Consider the following 19,006-nt stretch of genomic DNA (forward strand, 5'->3'; position numbering starts at 1 on the left):
CGCGGGAAGGGGCCACACGATGGCACGGACAGGGGAGGCTACCGGTTCATCGCTCCGGGGTTCAGGCGCGCTGGCCGACGGTGGCGAAGACCCGGCAGTCGAAGAAGTCCTCTCCCTCGGACAGCAGGTAGGCCTGCGCCTCGCCCACGTGGAAGTACATCCCGTGCAGCTCCAGCGTGCCCTCGGCGAGCCGCCTCGCCACCGATTCGTGCGCCCGCAGGTGCTCCAGCTGCTGCACCACGTTGGTCAGGCACAGCTGCTCCACGGCGTCGGCGGGGAGCCGGCCCGAGATCCGGGCCCAGGCGTGGTGTCGGCTCGCCATCCGCTCCAGGCTGGGCAGCCCGTGCCGCAGCCAGCGGCGCAGCGGGGTCATCGGGGTCCCGGGGGAGGAGTTGAGGAGCGCCTGCATGGCCCCGCAGCCCGAGTGTCCGCACACCGTGATGCTGTCCACCTTGAGCACGTCCACCGCGTACTCGATGGCGGCCGCGACCGAGTCGTCGGTGGACTCGGCGCCCGGCAGCGGGACCAGGTTGCCGACGTTGCGGACCGTGAACAGGTCGCCCGGCCCGCTGGCCGTGATCATGCTGGTCACCAGGCGTGAGTCCGCGCAGGTGAGGAAGAGCTGGGAGGGCCGCTGCCCCTCGCGGGCCAGCCGGGCCAGCTCGTCCCGTACGTGGGGCGCGGTGTCGCGCTGGAATGCGCTGATCCCGTTGGCCAGTTGGCCGGCGCCGCGCCGGCGGGGAGCCCGTGCGGAGGCCGCCGCGGCCGCTGACGCCGCTGACGCGGGAGCGCCTGCGGCGGTCGCGCCGTCGGTGGCCGTGTCCGGCGCCGCGCCCGCGCCCGTGGCCGCCGCCGTGTCAGCACGGGTGTCCGCGGCGCGGTGGTCGCAGTGGTTCTGCCACGGTGTCCAGGGGCGACAGCACTGGTGGCCCCCGCGCTGCGGTGTGCGCCGGGCCGGGTCGAGGAAGTGCGCGCCGTCGGCGCGGCGGCCGGTCACCTCCACCGATCCACCGTGGGCGCGGTGGGAGTCCTGCCAGTCCTGCAGCGTCTCGTAGGCCGCGTGGTCCATGAACGAGCCGTCCAGCTCGATCACGGCGCGCCCGTCGTGCGGGATCTGGTTCAGCACCCGGCTCAGCCGCGGCACGGCGAGGAAGGTCAGCTGGCCACGCGCCCATACGCGGTGGACCCCGGTCTCCAGCTGCTCCAGCGTGATCCGGGTGCGCGCCAGCCGGTGCAGGGCGAGTGCGACCGCCACCGCGATGCCGATGGCCACGCCTTCCAGGACCCCGCTGAGTACCACTCCCACGATGGTCGTGCCGTAGACCGCGATCTCGCCGTGCCGGGTGACCGTGCGCAGGTGCGTGGCGCTCACCATCCGCACCCCCACCGCCATCACCAGCGCGGCCAGCGCGGCCAGCGGGATCAGGTCGAGGGCGGGGACGAGCAGCCCCGCCGCGATCAGGACCCAGAGGCCGTGCAGCATGACCGACTTCCGGCTGGCGGCACCGGACTTGACGTTCGCCACGCTGCGCATGGCCCCGCCCGCGACGGGCAGCCCGCCCAGCGCGCCGGAGACGATGTTCGCCGCGCCCTGTCCCCGCAGTTCCCGGTTGAGGTCGGCGCGCGGCGGGCGCTTGCCCCTGCCGCGCTCGGAGGCGATCAACTTGTCGGTCGCGACCGCGGAGAGCAGGGACTCGACGCTGCCGACCAGGGTGACAGTCAGGACGGCGGCGATGATGCCGAGGACCGGGCCCTCGGGGAGCTCGGGCAGGGCGTGGCTGCGCCACGACGGCAGGTCCACCCGGGGCAGGCTGAGGCCGGCCAGGGCGGCGAACGCGGTGGCCGTCGCCACTGCGGCGAGCGCTGCCGGAACCTTGCGCAGGGCCCGGCCGGTCCGCCCGGGCAGCCTCGGCCAGCTGAACAGGACGAGCAGCGTCAGTGCGCTGATGCCGAGCGCGGCCGGGTGCAGATCGGCCAACTGGTCGGGCAGGCCGAGGACGTTGGCGACGGCGGAGCTCTGCGGCGTGCCGCCGAGCACGATGTGCAGCTGGGCCAGGGCGATGGTGACGCCGATGCCGGCGAGCATGCCGTGCACGATGGCCGGGCTGACCATGAGCGCGGACCGGGCGGTGCGCAGCAGGGCGAGGCCGAGCTGGCAGAGGCCGGCGAGCACGGTGACGGCGCAGGTGGTACGCCACCCGTAGTGCTGGATGAGTTCGGCGCTGACGACCGTGAGTCCGGCGGCGGGGCCGCTCACCTGGAGCGGGGCGCCGCCGAGCCAGCCCGCGACGATCCCGCCGACGGCCGCGGCGACCAGCCCGGCCTGGAGCGGGGCGCCGGTGGCCAGGGCGATGCCGAGGGAGAACGGCAGGGCGATCAGGAAGACGGCGATGGAGGCGGAGAGGTCCGCGGAGAAGTCCGCGGGGCGGTCCTTGCGGCTCTGCTGGTGGATCTCTTTGTTCGTGGATGTGGGGGAAGTGGCTGTCATAAGGTCCCGTCTCCTCGGGGGGAGGGATGAAGCGGCGGGAGTCTCAACACTCGGTAAATGGATGGTAATGGTGAGTAAAGAGCGATGGTGGGTAATGGGGGCAAATAGCCTATGAATTAACCCTCCAGGGTGATTAAGCATTTTGTACGGCTTGTCACACCTTCCTCGCATCGGATCGCGTGGGACGTTGCGGCGCGGAAGTCCTGCGATGAACTGCGAGGGAGAGGTGGGGCGGATGATCGCCGCCACGAAGAAGATCGCCGGCGGCCTGGCCGCCACGGCGCTGGTCCTCGGAGTCGCCGGGTGCGGCTCCTCGGAACCCGCCAAGCCCCCGGCGCCCGGAGGCCAGAACGCCCGGAAGGGCGCCGCCGCCCCCGAGGCCCCCGGCAGCGTCAACCGGCTCATCGGCGACGGTTCGACCGCGTACACCGGCGCGCAGCCGAACGTGCAGAAGGCGCAGAAGCTGAAGCCCGGCGAAAAGCCGCCGCAGTTCGTGGTGTTCTCGTGGGACGGGGCGGGCGAGGACAGCCAGAAGCTCTTCTCGCACTTCCGCGAGGTCGGCAAGAAGTACAACGCCCGGATGACGTACTTCCTCAGCGGCGTGTACATGCTGCCGGAGGAGAAGCGTTCCCTCTACACCGCGCCGCAGCACGAGTCCGGCCGCTCCGACATCGGCTTCGGCGACCTGCAGGGCATCAAGGACACCGCCACCCAGGTCCGCGGCGCCTGGCTGGAGGGCAACGAGATCGGCACCCACTTCAACGGCCACTTCTGCGGCCCCGACGGTGGCGTCGGCACGTGGTCCGTGGAGGAGTGGAAGAGCGAGATCAACCAGGCCAAGTCGTTCGTCAAGAACTGGAAGACCAACGCGGGCCTGAAGGACATGCAGGCGCTCCCGTTCGACTACGACAAGGAGCTCATCGGGGCCCGCACCCCCTGCCTCGAAGGCCAGAAGAACTTCATGCTGGCGGCGAAGGACATGGGCTTCCGCTACGACTCCAGCGGCATCAGCAAGCAGGTCTGGCCCAAGAAGACGGACGGGCTCTGGGACATCCCGCTGCAACTGGTGCCCGTGCCGGGTCGCGCTTTCGAGACGCTGAGCATGGACTACAACTTCATGACGAACCAGTCCGGGACCACCTCCCAGGGCGATCCCTCGCAGCACGCCTACTGGGGCGACCAGATGCGCGACGGCCTGGGCCAGGCCTTCGAGCGGGCCTACCAGGGCAACCGCGCACCGCTGATCATCGGCAACCACTTCGAGTCCTGGAACGGCGGCACCTACATGCGCGCCGTCGAGGAATCCATCAAGAACATGTGCACCCGGAAGGACGTCCGCTGCGTTCCGTTCCGGGAACTGGCGGACTGGCTGGACGCCCAGGACCCCAAGACCCTTGAGTGGATGCGCGCCCTCGACGTCGGCGAGACGCCGAAGCAGGGCTGGACGAAGTTCCTGACCGCGGGGCCGCCGCCCGCGCCTCCGACGGCCCCCGCAGGGGTCAAGCCGGCTGCGGAGCCGGCCGATGCCGGTGCGGACGAGGGCTGACGAGAGCGTCCGGATCCGCTGTCTCCCCGACCCGTTCGGTACGGCCCAGGCCCTCGCGCAGGACGAATTCGGGGTCGACCTGGTCCGCCAGGTCGGCCCCGGTCCTGGCGTTGCCCCAGCTCTCCGCGTTCCTGAGGTGGAACCGCACCATCTGCTCCGTGTACCGCTCCCAGTCGCGGTGCGCGTACGAGTCGTCGGCGGCGTCCTGGAGGGCCTGGAGGGCCAGCCTGTTGGTCGCCTCCAGCAGCTCGAACGAGGCCGGCCGGCCCTTCTCCATCGCCCGTACCCAGTCGGAGTGTCCGACGGTGACCAGCAGGTCCTCGCCCACCTCGTCCTGGAGGAACTCGATGTCCTCGGGGCCCTGCACCTTGTTGCCGATGACCTTGAGCGAGACCCCGAAGTCCCGCGCGTACTCCTTGTACTGGCGGTAGACGGAGACGCCCTTGCGGGTCGGTTCGGCGACCAGGAACGTCATGTCGAACCGGGTGAACATGCCCGAGGCGAAGGAATCCGATCCGGCGGTCATGTCGACGACGACGTACTCGTCGGGCCCGTCGACGAGGTGGTTGAGGCACAGCTCGACCGCCCCGACCTTGGAGTGGTAGCAGGCCACGCCCAGGTCGGCCTCGGTGAACGGCCCGGTGGCCATGAGCCGTACGGGCTCCCCGTCGAGGAGGAGCGTGCGCGCACAGGCCTCGTACACCGGGTTGTCCTCGGTGACCCGCAGCAGGCGCGACCCCCGGCCGGGCGGAGTCGTCTTGATCATCGTGTCGGCGGACGCGATGCGCGGGTTGGTGCCCCGCAGGTACTCCTTGATCAGGGGCAGGTGCGCGCCGAGGGCGGGCAGCGCGGCCGCGTCCGCGTCGTCGAGTCCGAGCGCGGCGCCCAGGTGCTGGTTGATGTCGGCGTCCACCGCGACGACGGGGGCCTCATTGGCGGCGAGGTGGCGGATGAAGAGGGAGGACAGCGTCGTCTTGCCGCTGCCGCCCTTTCCTACGAAAGCGATCTTCATGTTCACCAAGCGTAGCCGGTCGAACGCGTTGAGTTGTCAAGGTGAGTGAAGAAGACCACTCCAAGGAGGGGTCGGTGCTAAGGGTGCGCAGTGCGTAGGCTCCCTACTTATGAGTAGCGCTTCTGACCCGTTGGCCGCCCTGTCCGGGCTGCCGGGTGTCGCCGATTCCGTGGATTCCGTACGCAAGGCCGTGGACCGGGTCTACGGGCACCGGGTGATGCGCCGCCGCAGTGGCGAGATCACCTCGGAGGCCGCACTGCGCGGCGCCCGCGGGAGCGCGGCGCTGTCCGGTGCGGACTGGGCGCTGGAGGAGGTGCGCCGCCGGACCGACTTCGGGTCGGAGCCGGAGGCGCTGACGGTGGGCGCCGCGCTGCGGCTCACCGCCGAGGCGGGCCAGCTGCTGAGCATCTGGCGCCAGTCGCCGCTACGGGTTCTGGCGCGGCTCCACCTCGTGGCGGCGGGGTCCACGGCGGCCGGGGACGTGGTGGGCCGCCCCCGCCTGGCGGGCGAGCCGGTGGACGAACCGGTGGTCGATCTCCCACTGCCGGGCGCCGAGGAGGTCGCGGGCCGACTGGACGGACTCTCCCGCCTGATCGTCGCGGGCGGCTCGGCCCCGGCGCTTATCACGGCGGCCGTGGTGCACGGCGAACTGCTGGCCCTGCGCCCCTTCGCCACGTACAACGGCCTGGTCGCGCGGACGGCCGAGCGCATCGTCCTGATCAACAGCGGGCTGGACCCGAAGGCGATCTGCCCGGCGGAGGTCGGCCACGCGGAGCAGGGCCGGGAGGCCTACCTGGCTGCCTTCGAGGGGTACGTCTCCGGTACCCCCGAGGGGGTGGCCGCCTGGATCGCCCACTGCGGACGCGCGATCGAGCTCGGGGTCCGCGAGTCGACGGCGGTGTGCGAGGCGCTGCAGCGCGGCGCGGCCTGAGGCCTTCCGGCGGGGCTGGCCGGCCCGGCCGGACCCGGCGAACAGGGCCGGACACGGGTTGCGGCGACACCGTCTTGCTTTGGTGTCGCCGCTGGCACTTACGCCCAGTTACCAAGCGTCCTCGAAAATTGCCCATCAGGTCGGGAACTTTGCCCGTCACCTGGTGCAGCTGGCCCGTAATCGACGGGTCGACGTCGCGTGGGTGCTCGGCGTTCATGCTTCGGTCCGTGGGCCTTACTGCGTTTTAAAGATGATCCTCTCGGATGTTCTTTGGTCTCGCGGGCCGTTGCTTTATTTGTACTCCGCTTCGGAGTTATGCGAAACCCCTGGCTCCACTTTTTACCTAGCGGGATGACCTGGGGCGAATCGGACGGCCTGAATCGCCCCAGGTCGGGACAATCGCCCGGCGGGCGCTCGCCTCAGGCGGCGGGCGCTCGCCCAAGGCGGCGAGTGTCAGGCGGAGGCGGCCAGCGCGCGGCTGCGGCGCCGGCTCGCGTACCAGACCAGCCCGGCCGTGGCGGCGGCGGCGCCCACGGCGGCGGCGGCGACCAGCGCCGGCCGGGCGGGCATCGACAGCCCGGGCAGCCGCTGCTTCAGCCGCACCGGGCGGTTGAACACGAGCACCGGCCACTCCCGCGCCAAGGCCTCCTTGCGCAGGGCCCGGTCGGGATTGACGGCGTGCGGGTGTCCGACCGCCTCCAGCATCGGGATGTCGGTGGCCGAGTCGCTGTAGGCGTAGCACCGGTCGAGGTCGTACCCCTCGGACTCCGCGAGCTCGCGGACGGCTTCCGCCTTGGTGGGGCCGTAGGCGTAGTACTCGATCTCGCCGGTGAAGCAGCCGTCCTCGCCCACGACCATGCGCGTGGCGACGACCCGGTCGGCGCCGAGCATCTCGCCGATCGGCTCGACCACTTCCGCGCCGGAGGTCGACACGATCACCACGTCGCGGCCGGCGGTGTGATGGGCCTCGATGAGGGACGCGGCCTCGTCGTAGATGATCGGGTCGATCAGGTCGTGCAGGGCTTCCGCGACGATCTCCCGCACCTGCTGCACGTTCCACCCCTTGCAGAGGGCGGAGAGGTACTCGCGCATCCGTTCCATCTGGTCGTGGTCGGCGCCGCCGGCCAGGAAGATGAACTGCGTGTACGCGGTGCGCAGCACGGCTCGCCTGTTGATCAGGCCGCCGCGGTAGAAGGACTTGCTGAACGTCAGAGTGCTCGACTTCGCAATGACCGTCTTGTCCAGGTCGAAGAAGGCTGCGGTGCGAGGCGAGGAGTGCGGCAAGGGCTGATTTTCCACGCCCCGAGCATATGCGCCCACCATTCGGCGTAAGGTGTGGCGCGTGGGTTTGCCTGAGAAGGCTCTCGGGTACACCATGGAAGTCACGGATCGTTCGCGACCGTGCTAACCCGGTCTGGCTCCTCCCCCCCCGAGTCGGACCGTGGGGACGACCCCCGCTCTCCCCCCCGGCGGGGGTCGTCGCATGTCCGGACGCGGTTCGCGTCCCCGCCTTCGGCCCCGAGTGACCATCCCTGCGGCCCTCCTGTTGTACGAGGCCTCCATGGCGAAGGCCCTCACCCCTTCCAACTCGTGACGTTGCGTAGTGGTTCCGCCGCGCTCCGGAACTCACCTGCGCGAGTGGCCGGGTTATTCACAATCGGCGCGCTGTCCACAGTTTTCGCCCAAGATCCACTTCTTTTTCCCGATCGCTGCACGGTGATTCCAGCCGCGAAGTCCGCGGTGCTGGATTCGCAGCGAGAAGGGGGCGGAGATCGTGGCTCGATCGAAGTCGTACGAAACACCGAAGTCCGCGGTGGGCGGGGCCGGGAGCGTCGCCGCGGGTGCCGCCGTCGGCGGGCGCCCGCTGATCATCACCGAGGATCCCCTGCTGCTCGACGACCTGCTGCGGCTGTGCGCCGCCGCGGGTGCCGAGCCGCACGTGCACCACGAGGTGCCGGAGCCGGGTGGTACGGGCGGGCCTCGTGGGCCCGGTGGGAGCGGTGGGAGCGTCGGATGGGAGTCCGCGCCCCTGGTGCTGGTCGGGGACGACGCGGCCCGGCGGGTGCGCGGGGCACCGCGCAGGGACGGCGTGTTCCTCGTCGGCCGGGATCTGGACGACCCCCTCGTGTGGCAGCGGGCGGTGGAGATCGGCGCCGAGGAGGTGCTGAGGCTCCCGGACGCCGAAAGCGGTCTCGTCGACCGCATCGCCGACGTGGTGGAAGGAGCCGGGCGGCCCGCGCTGGCCGTCGGGGTGATCGGCGGCAGCGGCGGGGCCGGGGCATCCACCCTCGCCTGCGCACTCGCCGTCCGCGCCGCGCGCACGGGGGAGCGGACCATCCTCATCGACGGAGACCCGCTGGGCGGCGGCATGGACGTCCTGCTCGGAGGCGAGGGCGCGGAAGGGCTGCGCTGGCCCGACTTCGCGGCCTCGCGCGGCCGGGTGGCCGCCGGAGCCCTGGAGGAGTCCCTGCCCGAACTGCACGCGCTGCGGGTGCTGAGCTGGGACCGCGGGGACCGGGTCGTGGTGCCGCCCGCCGCGATGCGATCGGTGGTCTCGGCCGCCCGCCGCCGGGGCGGGGTCGTCGTGGTCGACCTCCCGCGGAGGGTGGACGAAGCCGTGGCGGAGGTACTGGCCCAGCTCGACCTGGTGCTGATGGTGGTGCCGGGCGAGCTGCGGGCGGTGGCCGCCGCGGGCCGGGTGGCGGCCGGGGTGCGGATGGTGGCCGGGGACGTGCGCGTCGTCGTCCGGGGCCGCTGCCCGGGCGGTCTCGACCCGGAGGCGGTCGCCGCACTGCTGGGGGTGCCACTGGCCGGTGAGGTGCCGGTCGAGGTGGGACTTCCCGGACGGGTGGCCGAGGGGGAAGCACCGGGGACACAGGGGCGGGGCGCGCTGTCCCGCTTCTGCGACGGCTTCTGGCAGCGGGCGCTCGGCTCCGCCCAGGGGGTGCCGGCATGAGCGCCTTGCTCCTGGACGCGGTGCGCCGCCAGCTCGCCGAAAGCGGCGCGGAACCGACCCCGGCGCGGGTCGCGGCGGCGCTGCGCTCTCAGGGCCGCCTGCTGGGCGACGCGGAAGTGCTCGGCGTCGCCGCCGAGTTACGGTCCGAACTGGTCGGCGCGGGCCCCCTGGAACCGCTGCTCGCCGACCCGGAGGTCACCGATGTACTGGTGGCCGCCCCGGACCGGGTGTGGGTGGACCGGGGCGGCGGGCTGGAACTGACCGGGGTGACCTTCACCGACCCGGGGGCCGTGCGCAGGCTCGCCCAGCGGCTGGCCGCCGTCGCAGGGCGACGGCTGGACGACGCCCGGCCCTGGGTGGACGCCCGGATGCCCGACGGCACCCGGCTGCACGCGGTGCTGCCGCCGGTGGCGGTCGGGTCGGCCTGCCTCTCCTTGCGGGTGGTGCGGCCGCGGGCGTTCACCCTGGAGGAGCTGGTCGCGGCGGGGACACTGCCGCCCGGCGGGCACCGGCTGCTGCGGGAGATGATCGAGGCCCGGCTGTCCTTCCTGGTCTCCGGCGGGACCGGAACCGGTAAGACCACTTTGCTCAGCGCCCTGTTGGGACTGGTCGGTTCCGGTGAGCGGATCGTGCTGGCCGAGGATTCGGCTGAGCTGCGCCCCGACCATCCGCATGTGGTGCGGCTCGAAACCCGGCCCGCCAACCAGGAGGGTGCGGGCTTGGTGACGCTGGCGGACCTCGTCCGCCAGGCGCTGCGGATGCGTCCCGACCGCCTGGTGGTCGGCGAGGTCCGGGGAGCGGAGGTCGCAGACCTGCTCGCGGCGCTGAACACCGGTCACGAAGGGGGCTGTGGCACGGTCCACGCCAATGCCGCGGCCCATGTCCCGGCCCGGCTGGAGGCCTTGGGGACGGCGGCCGGGCTCGACCGGGCCGCCCTGCACAGCCAGTTGGCGGCTGCGCTGACCTTGGTGGTGCACCTGGTGCGGGACCGCGAAGGGCGGCGCCGGGTGGCCGAGGTGCACGTGCTGGAGCGGGATGCCGCAGGTCTGGTGGTCACCGTGCCGGCGCTGCGCTGGGCCGCGAGGGGCTTCGTACGGGAGCGGGGCTGGGAGCGGCTGCGCCCGCTGCTGCGAGGTGCCCGGTGAGCGCCGTGGCGGCGCTGCCGGTGCCGGTGTTCGCGGGTGTGCTGTGCGCCGGGGCGGCCGCCTGGGGTCTGACGGGCGGCGACCGGGTGTTCCGGCGGGCCCGGGCGGTGGCGTCGGCCGGGAGCCGTCCGACGGCGCCGCGCGAACCGGTGCGCCTGGATCGCCTGCTCGCGGTTGTTCGGGTGCGGGCGGCCCGGTGGCGCGAGTGGGGCTGCCTCGCCGCCGGGCTGGTGGTCGCCGTGCTCGGCACGTCGGTGATCCCGCTGCTGGCCGGGGTGGCCGCCGTACCGCTGGTGCGGCGGTGGCTGCGGACCCGGGCTCGGGAGCGGGCCCGGGTGGCGCGGGCCGCAGAGGTGGTGGCGCTCTGCGGTGCGGCGGCGGGGGAGTTGCGGGCGGGAGCCCAGCCCGGCCAGGCCCTGACGGCGGCGATACGGAGGGCGGCGCCGGGACCCGGCGGTCCGGGCGCCGTGGAGGCGGGCGTGCTGGCCGCCGCGGCGTTCGGCGGGGACGTGCCCGGGGCGCTGCGCCAGGCGGCGCGGGAGCCCGGCGCGGAAGGGCTGGCCGGTATGGCCGCCTGCTGGCGGGTGTCGGTGGACGGCGGTGCGGGCCTGGCCGCCGGGCTGGACCGGCTGGAGGGGGCCCTGCGGGCCGAGCGGGACCGCCAGGAGTCGCTGGGTGCCCAGTTGGCGGGGGCGCGGTCCACGACGGTGGTGCTCGCCCTGCTGCCCCTGGTGGGCCTGGTGATCGGCACCGGGCTGGGAGCGGATCCGCTGCGGGTGCTGCTGCACACCCCGATGGGGTGGGGCTGCCTGGTCGCGGGCGGGGTGCTGGAAACGCTGGGTCTGCTCTGGTGTCGGCGGATCGTACGGATGGGGGAGCGGTGATGGGCGGCTTCGGGATCCACAGGCTGGGGATCGTGCTGTGCCTGGCGGTGGCTGCGCTGTGCGCGGTGGCGGCGGTGGCCGAGCGGATCCGGGCTCGGCGGGCCCGGCGCAGGCTCGGGGCCCTGCTGGGCGTGCGGCCGGCCCCACGGGAGCCGGTGCCGATGGCGCGGCTGCGCGGTGTGGTGGCCGTCTGGGGCCGGCCGGCCGGGGCACTGCTGGCGGGCTGGGTGCTCGTCGGCGGGGTGGCCGGGGTGGCCGTCGGCGTCGTGGCGGCGCTCGGGACGCGGCGGTGGCAGGCCAGGGCGCGGCCTGTGGCCGGGGTCGATCTGCGGGAGGCGGAGCGTCAGCTGCCGTTCGCGGCGGACCTGTTGGCCGCCTGCCTGGCAGCCGGGGCCGGTCCGGTGGAGGCGGCCGAGGTGGTGGGCGAATCGCTGGGCGGCCCGGTGGGCGAGCGGCTGGCACGCGCCGGGGCGGAGCTGCGGCTCGGCGGCGAACCGGGCGCCGCGTGGGGGAGGCTGGCGGAGATACCGGGTGCCCGGGCCCTCGCGGAATGCCTGGAGCGGGCCGCCCGGACGGGTGCTCCCGCGGCGGAACCCGTCTCCCGGCTCGCCTCGGCCCTCCGGGAGGACCGCGCCCGGCAGGCGGGCGCCAGGGCGCAGCGGGCGGCGGTGCTCGTCACCGCGCCGGTGGGTCTGTGTTTTCTCCCCGCTTTCCTCGCGATCGGGGTCGCTCCGGTGGTGATCGGAATGGCGTCGGGTCTCCTCACGAACACCTGACGCCCCATTAACCACGCATGTCAGCAAGGAAAATCAACAGGAGGTTGCCATGAGGATCATCTGGTTTCGTGTGCGGTCGGTACTGCGAGGTCGTGGGAGCGACGCGGGGATGTCCACCTCGGAATACGCCATGGGCACGATCGCGGCGTGTGCGTTCGCGGCTGTTCTGTACAAGGTGGTGACGAGCGAAGCGGTCGCCACGGCGCTTCAGTCGACCATCGGGAAGGCGCTCGATGTGCCGTTCTGAGGGAAATCCGGGCCGAATCCGGGGAATGGGCGACCGGGGATATGTGACGGCGGAGGCCGCCCTGGTGATCCCGGCCCTGGTGCTGTTCGCGGCGCTGCTGGTGTGGGCGCTGATGGCGGCGGCCGCGCAGATCCGGTGTGTGGACGCGGCCCGGGCCGGCGCCCGGGCGGCGGCCCGGTCGGAACCGGCCGAGGTGGCGGTGGCGGCGGCCCGGTCGGCTGCGCCGTCCGGGGCGCGGGTGGAGCTGGAGCGGGAGGGGGACCTGTGGCGTGTGCGGGTGGCGGCCCCGGCGCCGGGGCCGGGCGGACTGCCGGTGCGGCTCGGGGCGCAGGCGGTGGCCTTGGCGGAGGACAGCGTGGGGCCGCCGTCGTGAGCCGGGACCGGGGTTCGGCGACGGTGTGGGCGGCGCTGGTGGCGACGGTGCTGGGGGCGGTGTTCGGCGGTGTGCTGCTGCTCGGGCAGGCTGTCGTGGCCCGGCACCGGGCGGCGGCGGCCGCGGACCTGGCGGCGCTCGCGGCGGCGGCGACCTGGGCCCACGGTCCGCAGACCGCCTGCGCCGCGGCCCACCGGGTGGCACGGGCCCAGGACGCGGCCCTGGGTACCTGCACCCTCCGGGGCGAGGTGGCCGAGGTGACGGCCCAGCCCGTCACGGGACCCTTCGCCCCCACGATCACCGCCCGCGCAGGCCCTCCCGCCGGGGCCGTCGGGACCGGCGGTCCCGGTGGCGAGGGGGACTCCGGCCCCTCCCGTAAGCCGCCCGGAATCGGCCTCGGTTCCGGATCCGGCCTTGGTCCCAGAGACGCCCTCGGCTCCGGAATCGATCCAGGCAGCCCAGGCCCAGATTCTGGGGCGGCTGCGGGGAGCGGGGGCCCAGCTACTGCTGCGGGGTCTGCGGGGTCTGCGGGGCCTCGGACAGGAGGCGGGTGAGGAGGCGGACGGCGCCCCGCTTGTGGAGCGGGTCGTTGCCGTTGCCGCACTTGGGGGACTGGATGCAGGAGGGGCAGCCGGCCTCGCACTCGCAGGCCGCGATCGCGTCGCGGGTCGCCGTCAGCCAGGTGCGGGCCGTGTGGAAGGCCCGCTCGGCGAATCCGGCGCCGCCGGGGTGGCCGTCGTAGACGAAGACCGTCGGGAGGAGGGTGTCGGGATGCAGCGGCACGGAGACGCCGCCGATGTCCCAGCGGTCGCAGGTGGCGAACAGCGGGAGCAGGCCGATGGAGGCGTGCTCGGCGGCGTGCAGGGCGCCGCCGAGGATCTCCGGGTTGATCCGGGCCTCGTCGAGCTGGTCCTCGGTGACCGTCCACCACACGGCGCGGGTGCGCAGGGTGCGGGGCGGCAGGTCCAGCTTGGCCTCGCCCAGCACCTCGCCGGTGACCATTTTGCGCCGCAGATAGGAAACGACCTGGTTGGTGACCTCGACGGAGCCGTAACAGAGTCGGGCCGCGCCCCAGGGGATCTCCGCCTCGGTCTCCAGGACCGAGATGGAGGTGGTGTCGCGCGCGGTGGTGGAGAAGGGCGGATCCGCCTCCTCGACAAGGGCGACAGCATCCTCCAGGTCCAGGTGCTTCACGAGGTACGTGCGGCCCTGGTGCAGGTGGACGGCCCCGTCGTGGACGGCGGTGTGGGCGGCCGACTCGTCGACCGTGCCCAGCAGCCGGCCGGTAGAGGCCTCCACGATCTGCACCGGGCGCCCGCCGCCGCCCCGGATGTCCGTCAGGTCCGAGGCCCGCTCCCGGCGGGTCCAGTGCCAGGCCGTGGCCCGCCGCCGGAGCAGCTTCGCCGCCTCCAGCTGGGGGATGAGCTCGTGGGTGGCCGGGCCGAAGAGCTCCAGGTCGGCCTCGGTCAGCGGCAGCTCCGCCGCCGCCGCGCACAGGTGGGGGGCCAGGACGTACGGATTGTCCGGATCCAGGACGGTGGCCTCCACCGGCTGGCGGAACAGCGCCTCGGGGTGGTGGACGAGGTAGGTGTCGAGCGGGTCGTCACGGGCGATCAGCACGGCCAGGGCACCCTGGCCCGAGCGCCCGGCCCGGCCCGCCTGCTGCCACAGGGAGGCCCGGGTGCCCGGGTAGCCGGCGATCAGGACCGCGTCGAGCCCCGACACGTCCACACCCAGCTCCAGGGCGGTCGTGGCGGCCAGGCCAAGCAGCTCGCCGGAGTGCAGGGCCCGCTCCAGGGCCCGGCGCTCCTCGGGCAGGTATCCGCCACGGTAGGCGGCTACCCGCCGTACCAGCGAACGGTCGACCGCCCCGAGCCGCTCCTGGGCGATCACGGAGATCAGCTCGGCGCCGCGCCGGGAGCGGACGAAGGCCACCGTGCGGACCCCCTGAACGACCAGGTCGGTCAGCAGGTCGGCGGTCTCGGCCGTGGCCGTGCGGCGGACGGGCGCGCCCCTCTCGCCCCGCAGCTCGGTGAGGAGCGGCGGCTCCCAGAGGGCGAAGACCACCTCACCGCGGGGGGAGGCGTCGTCGGTGATCTCGACGACGCGGACCCCGGTCAGCCGGGACGCCGCTTTCGCCGGATCGCTGGAGGTGGCGGAGGCGAGCAGGAAGACCGGGTCGGAGCCGTAGCGGGCGCACAGCCGTCGCAGCCGGCGCAGTACCTGGGCCACGTGGGAGCCGAATACCCCGCGGTAGGTGTGGCACTCGTCGATCACCACGTAGCGCAGGGCACGCAGGAAGGAGGACCAGCGCGGGTGGGCCGGGAGGATGCCGCGGTGCAGCATGTCGGGGTTGGTGAGCACGTAATTGGCGTACTGGCGCACCCATTCGCGTTCTTCTACCGGCGTGTCGCCGTCGTACACGGCGGGCCGTACCGCGTTGCCGAGCGGGGCCGCCAGTTCCCGTACGGCGCGGCGCTGGTCGGCCGCCAGGGCCTTGGTGGGGGCCAGGTACAGGGCGGTCGCGCCGCGGCCGTTCGGGGCCTCGGCGCCGTCCACGAGGGCGGAGAGCACGGGGGCCAGATAGGCCAGGGACTTGCCCGAGGCGGTGCCGGTGGCGACGACCACGGATGTGCCGTCCAGGGCGTGCTCGGCGGCCGCGGCCTGGTGTTCCCACGGATGGTCGATCCCGGCGGCCTGAATAGCGGCTACGACATTCGTTCGGATGCGGTCCGGCCAGACTGCATGACGACCCTCCCGAGGGGGCAAGTGCTCCGTATGGGTGATGCGCGCAGCCCGGGAAGGCCCCCGTGACAGCCGGTCCAGGACCGTGTCGGGGGTGGGTCGAGGGTCCGCGGGTGGCGTGGGCCGACCGGGACGGTGAGTATTGGCCATTGGAACCGAGTGTGTCACTGGCGTGCGGGACAATGGTCCCAAGGCGTCGTGCGCGCCTGCCGGTAAGTGATTGAATGCCATCGCGGCAGCCAATCCCTCACCTACCTTCGGGTGGGGAGGCCCCTGGGGGGCGCCGCTCGATAGCAAGGTGCTGGAGGATCCGTGGACCTGTCCCTGTCGACTCGCACTGTCGGCGACCGTACGGTCGTAGAGGTCGGTGGCGAGATTGATGTGTATACCGCGCCCAAGCTGCGCGAGCAGTTGGTCGAGTTGGTGAACGACGGCAGCTACCACCTGGTTGTCGACATGGAGCGAGTGGACTTCCTCGACTCCACCGGGCTTGGTGTGCTCGTGGGAGGCCTCAAGCGCGTCCGCGCGCACGAGGGTTCGCTGCGTCTGGTGTGCAATCAGGAGCGCATCCTGAAGATCTTCCGCATCACCGGTCTGACCAAGGTGTTCCCGATCCACACCACGGTGGAAGACGCCGTCGCCGCCACCGACTGACGGCTCCGTAAGGCGAGGAGCCGAAGACGAGAGCGGGGGTACCGGGCCACGGTTGGCCCGGGCCCCTGTCAAGGCACGCCCGTAGTCCGAGGGGGACGCGCATGGCCACCGTTGAACTGCGCTTCAGCGCCCAGCCCGAACACGTCCGGACGGCCCGCCTGGTCGCGGCCGCCGTGGCGCGCCGGGCCGGAGTCGAGGAAGCCGTCCTCGACGAGGTCCGCCTCGCCGTGGGCGAGGCCTGCTCGCGTGCCGTCGGACTGCATCGCAGCATCGGGCTGTCCGCGCCCGTCCGGGTCGTCCTGACCGAGGAGGAGAAAGTTTTCTCCATCGAGGTCGGCGACGGGGTTCCCGGACCGGCCGGCGGCCAGGGCGATGCCGTGTCGGGCATGGACGCCGTCCTGGACCCCGACATCGAGGGCGAGGACGAGATGGGCCTCGCCGTGATCAGCGGGCTCGTCGACGACGTCGAGGTGACCAGTGGGGAATCGGGCGGGACCATCCGGATGCGCTGGCCGGTCTCGGGAGCCGCCGAGTCGCCGTAGATCCACGGCGCCGCGCATTCCTACGTATCTTCCGATCTTTATCAGGGCCCTGCTGAGCAGGGCCTTTTTCATTTCCCTAGATCAATGACCCGGCGTCAATGCTTTTGCCCCATTACTACTTTCGAGGGTAATGGAGTGACGCGATCTATTGCTGAGGAGCAAGAGCACGCCAATTCCGTTTCCTGCGCACTGTTTTGATCGGGGCGCGCTCCCTACAATCCGTCCATCTTGAGCTCATCACGTCAAGGAGGACGAATGACGGGGCTCTTCACCCCTATCGCGCCGGATCGCACCTCTGATCTGGCAGCCGCAGTACTCACCGATGACAACCGGCTCATCGTGATCGTCATCGCGGCCGTGGCACTGGCCGCACTCGTCGTCGCGCAGATCCTGGTCCGCCAGGTCCTCGCCGCCGACGAGGGAACCGACAGCATGAAGAAGATCGCCGCGGCCGTGCAGGAGGGCGCCAACGCCTATCTGGGCCGCCAGCTGCGGACCCTCGGCGTCTTCGCCGTCGTGGTCTTCTTCCTGCTCTTCCTGCTGCCCGCCGATACCTGGTCCCAGCGGGCGGGTCGGTCCGCCTTCTTCCTCGTCGGCGCCCTCTTCTCGGCGGCCACCGGCTACATCGGCATGCGCCTCGCGGTCCGCGCCAACGTCCGCGTCGCCGCCGCCGCGAGAGAGGCCACCCCCGCCGAGGGGGAGCCCGCCAAGGACCTGACCGAGGTCTCCCACAAGGCGATGAGGATCGCCTTCCGTACGGGCGGCGTGGTCGGCATGTTCACCGTGGGCCTCGGCCTCCTCGGCGCCTCCTGCGTCGTCCTGGTCTACGCGGCCGACGCGCCGAAGGTCCTGGAGGGCTTCGGCCTCGGCGCCGCGCTGATCGCGATGTTCATGCGCGTCGGCGGCGGCATCTTCACCAAGGCCGCCGACGTCGGCGCCGACCTGGTCGGGAAGGTCGAGCAGGGCATTCCGGAGGACGACCCGCGCAATGCCGCGACCATCGCCGACAACGTGGGCGACAACGTCGGAGACTGCGCCGGAATGGCCGCCGACCTCTTCGAGTCGTACGCCGTCACCCTGGTGGCCGCACTCATCCTCGGCAAGGCCGCCTTCGGCGACCTGGGGCTGGCCTTCCCGCTGATCGTCCCCGCGATCGGCGTCATCACCGCCATGATCGGCATCTTCGCGGTCTCCCCGCGCCGCAGCGACCGCAGCGGCATGACGGCGATCAACCGCGGCTTCTTCATCTCCGCCGTGATCTCCCTGGTCCTGGTCGCGATCGCCGTCTACGCGTACCTCCCGGCCACGTACAAGGAGCTCGTCGGGGTCGAGGACGCCGCGATCTTGAACCACTCCGGAGACCCGCGCGTCCTGGCGGTCGTCGCCGTCGCGATCGGCATCGTGCTCGCGGCACTGATCCAGCAGCTGACCGGCTACTTCACCGAGACCAACCGGCGTCCCGTCCGGGACATCGGCAAGTCCTCCCTGACCGGCGCGGCCACCGTCGTCCTCGCCGGCATCTCCGTCGGCCTGGAGTCCGCCGTCTACACGGCGCTGCTCATCGGCCTCGGCGTCTACGGGGCGTTCCTGCTCGGCGGTACGTCGATCATGCTCGCGCTCTTCGCGGTGGCCCTGGCCGGCACCGGCCTGCTCACCACGGTCGGCGTGATCGTCGCCATGGACACCTTCGGGCCCGTCTCCGACAACGCGCAGGGCATCGCCGAGATGTCGGGTGACGTCGAGGGCGCCGGGGCGCAGGTCCTGACCGACCTGGACGCGGTGGGCAACACCACCAAGGCCATCACCAAGGGCATCGCCATCGCCACGGCCGTGCTCGCCGCCGCCGCGCTGTTCGGCTCGTACAACGACGCGATCGCCACCGCGGTCAGGGAAGTCGGCGCCAAGGCCGGGGAGATGAACCTCAGCCTCGACATCGCCCAGCCCAACAACCTGGTCGGGCTGATCCTCGGCGCCGCCGTGGTGTTCCTGTTCTCCGGCCTCGCCATCAACGCGGTCTCCCGCTCCGCGGGCGCCGTGGTCTACGAGGTGCGCCGCCAGTTCCGCGAGCACCCCGGGATCATGGACTACTCCGAGAAGCCCGAGTACGGGCGTGTCGTGGACATCTGCACCAAGGACGCGCTGCGCGAGCTCGCCACGCCCGGCCTGCTCGCCGTCCTCACCCCGATCGCCGTCGGCTTCAGCCTCGGCGTCGGCGCGCTCGGCTCCTTCCTCGCCGGCGCCATCGGCACGGGCACGCTGATGGCGGTCTTCCTCGCCAACTCCGGCGGCGCGTGGGACAACGCGAAGAAGCTCGTCGAGGACGGTCACCACGGCGGCAAGGGCAGCGAGGCCCACGCCGCGGTCGTCATCGGGGACACGGTCGGCGACCCGTTCAAGGACACCGCCGGTCCCGCGATCAACCCGCTGCTGAAGGTGATGAACCTGGTGGCGCTGCTGATCGCCCCGGCGGTCGTGCAGTTCAGCTACGGCCCGGACACCAGCCCCGTGGTACGGGCGATCGTGGCGGTGCTCGCGATCGGCGTCATCATCGGCGCGGTGTACATCTCCAAGCGCCGCGGCATCGCCGTCGGCGACGAGACCGGGGGCGGAGCCGCCGAGCGGGTGGCCCAGTCGGCCGACCCCGCGACGGTCTCCTGACCCGAGACCGCATCGGTACGGGCGGTGCCGGGCAGGGCCGGGCCGTGCG

Annotated in this window: 16 protein-coding genes; 12 read left to right on the forward strand and 4 right to left on the reverse strand. The window is 72.4% G+C overall.

The annotated features are described in order from the left end of the window. Positions 1–61 precede the first annotated feature (61 nt). Complete coding sequence (locus ACFCZ1_RS16795) at positions 62–2,488, reverse strand: SulP family inorganic anion transporter (RefSeq protein WP_376679020.1); 2,427 nt, start codon at positions 2,486–2,488, stop codon at positions 62–64. A 235-nt stretch (positions 2,489–2,723) separates the two neighbouring features. Here ACFCZ1_RS16795 and ACFCZ1_RS16800 point away from each other — a divergent pair, with 235 nt between their 5' ends. Further along, a complete protein-coding gene (locus ACFCZ1_RS16800) occupies positions 2,724–4,034 on the forward strand; it encodes a hypothetical protein (RefSeq protein ID WP_376679062.1) in 1,311 nt (436 codons plus the stop codon). On the opposite strand, the gene ACFCZ1_RS16805 is transcribed toward ACFCZ1_RS16800, so the two are convergent. Continuing rightward, positions 3,988–5,046, reverse strand: a complete 1,059-nt coding sequence (locus tag ACFCZ1_RS16805; protein ID WP_376679021.1) for an ATP-binding protein — start codon at positions 5,044–5,046, stop codon at positions 3,988–3,990. The genes ACFCZ1_RS16800 and ACFCZ1_RS16805 overlap by 47 nt on opposite strands. Before the next feature lie 109 nt (positions 5,047–5,155). On the opposite strand from ACFCZ1_RS16805, the gene ACFCZ1_RS16810 reads away from it, so the two are divergent. Then, positions 5,156–5,977, forward strand: coding sequence for an oxidoreductase (locus tag ACFCZ1_RS16810; protein ID WP_376679022.1), 822 nt, complete (start codon positions 5,156–5,158; stop codon positions 5,975–5,977). 453 nt (positions 5,978–6,430) lie between these two features. On the opposite strand, the gene ACFCZ1_RS16815 is transcribed toward ACFCZ1_RS16810, so the two are convergent. Next, the gene (locus ACFCZ1_RS16815) at positions 6,431–7,300 is read right to left on the reverse strand and encodes an HAD family hydrolase (protein WP_376679023.1); all 870 of its coding nucleotides are present in this window, start codon (positions 7,298–7,300) and stop codon (positions 6,431–6,433) included. A gap of 490 nt (positions 7,301–7,790) precedes the next feature. Between ACFCZ1_RS16815 and ssd the strand changes: the two genes are divergently transcribed. From ssd to ACFCZ1_RS16850, 7 genes are read left to right on the forward strand one after another with little or no spacing between them, the layout of a single operon-like run. Next, on the forward strand, positions 7,791–8,933 hold the full coding sequence (gene ssd / locus ACFCZ1_RS16820) for a septum site-determining protein Ssd (RefSeq protein WP_376679063.1): 1,143 nt from the start codon (positions 7,791–7,793) through the stop codon (positions 8,931–8,933). Beyond that, complete coding sequence (locus tag ACFCZ1_RS16825) at positions 8,930–10,078, forward strand: TadA family conjugal transfer-associated ATPase (RefSeq protein WP_376679024.1); 1,149 nt, start codon at positions 8,930–8,932, stop codon at positions 10,076–10,078. The genes ssd and ACFCZ1_RS16825 overlap by 4 nt, the downstream gene beginning before the upstream one ends. Then, positions 10,075–10,962: a type II secretion system F family protein gene (locus ACFCZ1_RS16830; RefSeq protein ID WP_376679025.1), complete on the forward strand. Its 888-nt coding sequence runs from the start codon at positions 10,075–10,077 to the stop codon at positions 10,960–10,962. The genes ACFCZ1_RS16825 and ACFCZ1_RS16830 overlap by 4 nt, the downstream gene beginning before the upstream one ends. Further along, positions 10,962–11,738, forward strand: a complete 777-nt coding sequence (locus ACFCZ1_RS16835) for a type II secretion system F family protein (RefSeq protein WP_376679026.1) — start codon at positions 10,962–10,964, stop codon at positions 11,736–11,738. Before ACFCZ1_RS16830 ends, ACFCZ1_RS16835 begins: the two co-directional genes overlap by 1 nt. Before the next feature lie 49 nt (positions 11,739–11,787). Beyond that, complete coding sequence (locus tag ACFCZ1_RS16840; RefSeq protein ID WP_376679027.1) at positions 11,788–11,985, forward strand: DUF4244 domain-containing protein; 198 nt, start codon at positions 11,788–11,790, stop codon at positions 11,983–11,985. A 25-nt stretch (positions 11,986–12,010) separates the two neighbouring features. Next, positions 12,011–12,358, forward strand: coding sequence for a TadE family type IV pilus minor pilin (locus ACFCZ1_RS16845; RefSeq protein ID WP_376679028.1), 348 nt, complete (start codon positions 12,011–12,013; stop codon positions 12,356–12,358). Positions 12,359–12,417: 59 nt separating this feature from the next. Further along, complete coding sequence (locus ACFCZ1_RS16850; protein WP_376679064.1) at positions 12,418–12,912, forward strand: Rv3654c family TadE-like protein; 495 nt, start codon at positions 12,418–12,420, stop codon at positions 12,910–12,912. Here the strand turns inward: ACFCZ1_RS16850 and ACFCZ1_RS16855 are convergent. Next, positions 12,860–15,334 carry a DEAD/DEAH box helicase gene (locus ACFCZ1_RS16855; RefSeq protein WP_376679029.1) on the reverse strand — a complete coding sequence of 825 codons (2,475 nt, stop codon included), beginning with the start codon at positions 15,332–15,334 and terminating at the stop codon, positions 12,860–12,862. The two genes, ACFCZ1_RS16850 and ACFCZ1_RS16855, sit on opposite strands and share 53 nt — an antisense overlap. 81 nt (positions 15,335–15,415) lie before the next feature. Between ACFCZ1_RS16855 and bldG the strand changes: the two genes are divergently transcribed. The 3 genes from bldG (at position 15,416) to ACFCZ1_RS16870 (ending at position 18,957) form a co-directional block, all read left to right on the forward strand. After that, positions 15,416–15,757: an anti-sigma factor antagonist BldG gene (bldG, locus tag ACFCZ1_RS16860; RefSeq protein WP_030152678.1), complete on the forward strand. Its 342-nt coding sequence runs from the start codon at positions 15,416–15,418 to the stop codon at positions 15,755–15,757. 101 nt (positions 15,758–15,858) lie between these two features. Continuing rightward, positions 15,859–16,299, forward strand: a complete 441-nt coding sequence (locus ACFCZ1_RS16865) for an ATP-binding protein (RefSeq protein ID WP_376679030.1) — start codon at positions 15,859–15,861, stop codon at positions 16,297–16,299. Positions 16,300–16,554: 255 nt separating this feature from the next. Then, on the forward strand, positions 16,555–18,957 hold the full coding sequence (locus ACFCZ1_RS16870) for a sodium-translocating pyrophosphatase (RefSeq protein WP_376679031.1): 2,403 nt from the start codon (positions 16,555–16,557) through the stop codon (positions 18,955–18,957). Positions 18,958–19,006 lie beyond the last annotated feature (49 nt).

This window comes from Streptomyces sp. NPDC056224 (genome assembly GCF_042267665.1).
GTDB lineage: Bacteria > Actinomycetota > Actinomycetes > Streptomycetales > Streptomycetaceae > Streptomyces.